Origin of the sequence: Gottfriedia sp. NPDC056225 (assembly GCF_042267765.1) — a bacterium.
Lineage (GTDB): Bacteria > Bacillota > Bacilli > Bacillales > Bacillaceae_G > Gottfriedia.
In genome coordinates this window covers 1-4,196 of the sequence record NZ_JBHJTJ010000109.1, presented here as the reverse complement: position 1 = coordinate 4,196, position 4,196 = coordinate 1, and the positions used below count along the sequence as shown (strand labels likewise).

Annotated in this window: 4 protein-coding genes and 1 pseudogene; all 5 read right to left on the bottom strand. The window is 31.7% G+C overall.

What is annotated here, in order from left to right:
* Window positions 1-54 precede the first annotated feature (54 nt).
* Window positions 55-1,254, bottom strand: a complete 1,200-nt coding sequence (locus ACFCYN_RS25035; RefSeq protein ID WP_375952806.1) for a hypothetical protein — start codon at window positions 1,252-1,254, stop codon at window positions 55-57.
* 212 nt (window positions 1,255-1,466) lie between these two features.
* Entirely contained in the window at window positions 1,467-2,306 is an 840-nt protein-coding gene (locus tag ACFCYN_RS25030; protein ID WP_375952803.1) for an SPFH domain-containing protein, read from the bottom strand.
* A gap of 137 nt (window positions 2,307-2,443) precedes the next feature.
* Entirely contained in the window at window positions 2,444-3,097 is a 654-nt protein-coding gene (locus ACFCYN_RS25025; RefSeq protein ID WP_375952800.1) for a pyridoxine/pyridoxamine 5'-phosphate oxidase, read from the bottom strand.
* 74 nt (window positions 3,098-3,171) lie between these two features.
* On the bottom strand, window positions 3,172-3,435 hold the full coding sequence (locus tag ACFCYN_RS25020) for an LCP family protein (RefSeq protein ID WP_375952797.1): 264 nt from the start codon (window positions 3,433-3,435) through the stop codon (window positions 3,172-3,174).
* Window positions 3,386-4,196: pseudogene (locus ACFCYN_RS25015) on the bottom strand (GH36-type glycosyl hydrolase domain-containing protein); the annotation flags it as partial. The gene ACFCYN_RS25020 and the pseudogene ACFCYN_RS25015, both read right to left, overlap by 50 nt.

Here is a 4,196-nt window from a genome sequence, read left to right as displayed (position 1 = left end):
TTAGACAACCTTCAGGAATTTTTATTAATTGTTTTAGTTGAACATGAAATGATACTAATTTAAATATAAATAAATAGCATTTTCATTTATATTTAAATCTCCCTTTATCTCTCCTATACCCTCGACTGCAAGAGAATCCGTTTTTACAATGGGTTTATTTTTTAATATTAGATGTAATCTAACAATATTTTGAATTCTATCTTTCCAATTGGTAATAACAGGTTGTTGAATAAGATAGTCTTCATTATTCATTCTAACTTTTAAAAAGTTTTTGTGTAAAAGTTTATCTTGATATGGAATGACATTCATCGGATCAAAAGATTTTGAAGTTATTTCACCTTCAATAAATAGATGAATTCCTTTTTGTTGTTCAAATTCTTCAACTGTATTTTTTCTATTTTGCGTTACATAATTTATTACAGCATCTGTTTCAGGAGTTATTTCAAGATCACTTACTTCTTTTGTTCCATCGGAAAGCTGTTTTATTAACTCATAAAGTGTTTCTTCTTTTTCTAAAAAGCTTTCTTTCCAACTAGGTGAAAACTCATCAAGTAATAAACACATAAACAAACCAGAACTATAACAGCTCTTTCGAATATCTGAGGTGGATTCGTAATTGTCCATAAGTTGTTGTCCATACTTTTCTATAATCGAATTATATGAATTTGTGCTTTTTTCCGAATAAGCATTTAGTTCAACATACCATGCCGGCCCTTCAATTGTTTCAATCAAATGTTCGTACACTAAATGTTCCTTTATTATAGAAGCTCTTTTTTCTCTAAGTGCTATGAACCTATTAAGATATTGTTTCTTTTTAAGAACATTATTTTCTAACACTGCACTAAAAAGGCTAGCTCTTTCCTGTTTTCTTAATTCCACATTTTCCTTTAATAAGGGATATGTAATTCCCATCGTCTCATTCGCAAACCTTTTTTCACCCTTAATATATTGAAAACCGTGAAATAATTCGTGTAAAAGAATCGAAAATAAACTTCCATAATCCTCGTAAAATTCGAGATCAACGATTGCTGTTGGATACTCATTATAAAGAATAAGTGTACAACCATTAAATTGATCGTCCCGTTGTAAAATTTGGTATTGATTTTGCTCTGTTTTCGTCATTCTAGGATGATTGAAAAGATATACATTACTATTATCATATAATGCGTATGCAACTGATTCAAAACCCGGCCAATAATTATTAAAGTTTGTATTTAATAAGTCTTGGGCAATTTCATTAAAATTTTTACTCATCCGCTTCATCCTTTTTATAAAAAATCCATTGTAATTAGATTCTCTTTAAAATAAAAAATTCCTTTTTTAGACGGGCTTATGTTATTAATCTATCAACTTCAAGGCAGTTTGGTTGTATTAGATTTACTTACATCCAGCTTCCCAATCTTCTGCTAACATACCATAAACATAAAATTCAGTTTTTTCTTAATTAAATTTAACTGGTCATTCCCCTACTTTTTCATTGCACTTATAACAGGTTGGGCACCTTTTTCAGAAATAATAGTTACAAGTAAACTAGTAACCATATCGGCTTTTTGACTGTCTGTTGCGGTTAGTAATCCTTTTTCTTCGAGCATTTTTAAAGCATCTTCTACCATACCGACTGCGCCTTCAACTATTTCTCTTTTAGCTTGAACAACTGCTTTCGCTTGTTGTCTTTGTAACATACTACTTGCTATCTCAGGTGCATAAGCAAGATGACTTAATCGCGCTTCATGAACTTTTACACCACTTTTTTGAAGTCGTTCCTGTAGCTCAATTTGTAATTCATCAGCTATCTCTTCAGCATTCCCTCTTAAAGAAAATTCATCTTTATTTGTTGTGTCATAAGCGTACTTCGTTGCAATATGGCGGATCGCTGTTTCGCTTTGAATCCTTACAAATTTTTGATAATCTGTAACTTCAAACATTGCTTTTTCAACATCAACTACACTGTATACTACAACAGCAGCAATCTCGATCGGATTCCCGTCGATGTCATTTACTTTCAATACATCACTATTAAAGTTAACAGCTTTTAGATTAACTTTTGATTTATTTGTAAATGGAATCGTACAATAGAAACCATCTTCATAGATTGTCCCTAAATATTTCCCCATAAATACTATAGCAACTGCTACATTAGGTTGGTTAATTACAAATCCAGATGAAATCAAACAAACGAATATAAAAGAAGCAATTATGAAAAATACATTACCACTTTCTAATGAAGTAACCGCGCTAATTAGTAATAATCCTATTATTAATACCAATACAATGTAACCGTTAATTCGAAATGCTTCTTTTTTCATATTTTTCTCCTCTTCTGAAGTAAAAAACTTCGCTAAATTAATTATTCATTTACCTCTAAAGTAGAAATTTAATTACACTATTATATCTTAAAATTAAGAGGAAATTTAACCTTTTTAAAATATTAATTAAAATTAAACTAAGGCCATAAAAGCTTTTTTCCCCATCTATCTCCTTCAAAGCAATATTTTAATCGTATATGCCTTCTATTTTCATCAGCCTGCCAAAACTCCACTACTTTTGCAACTACTCGATACAATGTCCACGAAGGAAACACTAAATTTGGATTTTGTTGTAAAATTTCAATTTGTTTATTTAGCGCCTCATCAAACTCAAAATGCTCTTTTAAAATTGAACTTTGTTTGCCAATCAACGCTACTGCTCGCGCTACGGTACCTCTGGCTAAAAAGTCTTGGGCACTTAATTCTTTTTCCATTTTAATTGCTCTACCACGTATTCTGACTTGTCTACCAATTAGTGTCCAATAAAAAGTCATAGCAACATTGGGATTAAAATCGATTTGTTTACCTTTTTCACTTTGTAAACTTGTTGCAAAATACCACCCATGTTGATCCACGTCTTTAATAATTAGTACCCTAGCATCAGGATATCCATTATGATCAGTTGTTGAAAGAGCCATTGAGTGTGTTTCATGCACACCATAATCAACTGCTTCTTGGTACCATTCTAAAAAAAGCTCATTTGGATATTCTGACGCATTGTTAATATTAAACTCAGGAAAGGGGCCATTAAGTGTTTTACATTTTCTTATCGCTTTCCTAATGTCGTCCATTTAATTCCTCCAAATAATTAATCAAATAGTATAATTAAGACATTCTCCATTTTTTTTAACTAACCTGCTATAATTTATAATGAAAGCGCATCTCTGATTCCTATATTTGTATGAATGTTTTTACTGAACTCTTTAGCATATGTATCAGTTTTTAAAATCGACTTTGGAGATTTTAATTCTTTTATAATTGCGGTAAGAACATGTCTTTGTCGTTCTTGCCGCCCGAAATCATTGTTAATATCTCGCTTTCTCATACGAGAATATGCAAGTGCTTCCAAACCATTTAGGGGGTCCCCTAGAATAAATTCTCCATCCACCTTTAACAGCAACTTTTCCATTCTTCAAACTTGTAAATTGCTCTTGCGCTTCATAACGATTATTAAATTTACCATCGGAACTACTAAAATAAGTATTGCTTTGGCGTTATTCAGCATTCGGAACTACTTCTTTTAGATTAATAGGATTAATGACAGAAAGCGCGTGCCATACTTCATTTTCTTTCCCCAATTTAGCCATGGCTTCAATAAACCTGATATGTGCATGAACATATTGTAATCCGATTTCTCGTTCGAAGTTTGAAGCTTGCTCTGCACGTTTAAAGTTTTTACTCACACCACCAGCATAAGTTGCAGGTTTATTCATAAGACGGACACCATCTGGATGCTGTAAATGCTCTTTAATAATCTCATAATGATAATTTGCTTCTTCTAATGTAAATAATTCTGCAATCATACTGCGCGTCATTGGCAATAATCGATATTGAATGCCAGTTTTTTGGTCTGATGGATGAATCATCATCTCTGCACTAATTGGATCCTCTAAATAGATAAATCCAGGAATCACTTCAGTATTTAATATAAATGTTTTAAAGTCCGCAGCAATTCCATTTACTTAATGAGTTATCTTTTCAAACTCTATTTCATCAATCTCTTTTATAACAGCTGCGAACTGTTTTAATGTTTGGTACGTAAGAGTAACGGTCCAGCTACTTACCATATATTTTTTTAATTGGGCGTTTGCTGGCTGTAGCGTATCATCCCAATCACCATAACCATATGAAGATAAGAACGTATCATGTAAGAAATGATTTTTTATATAG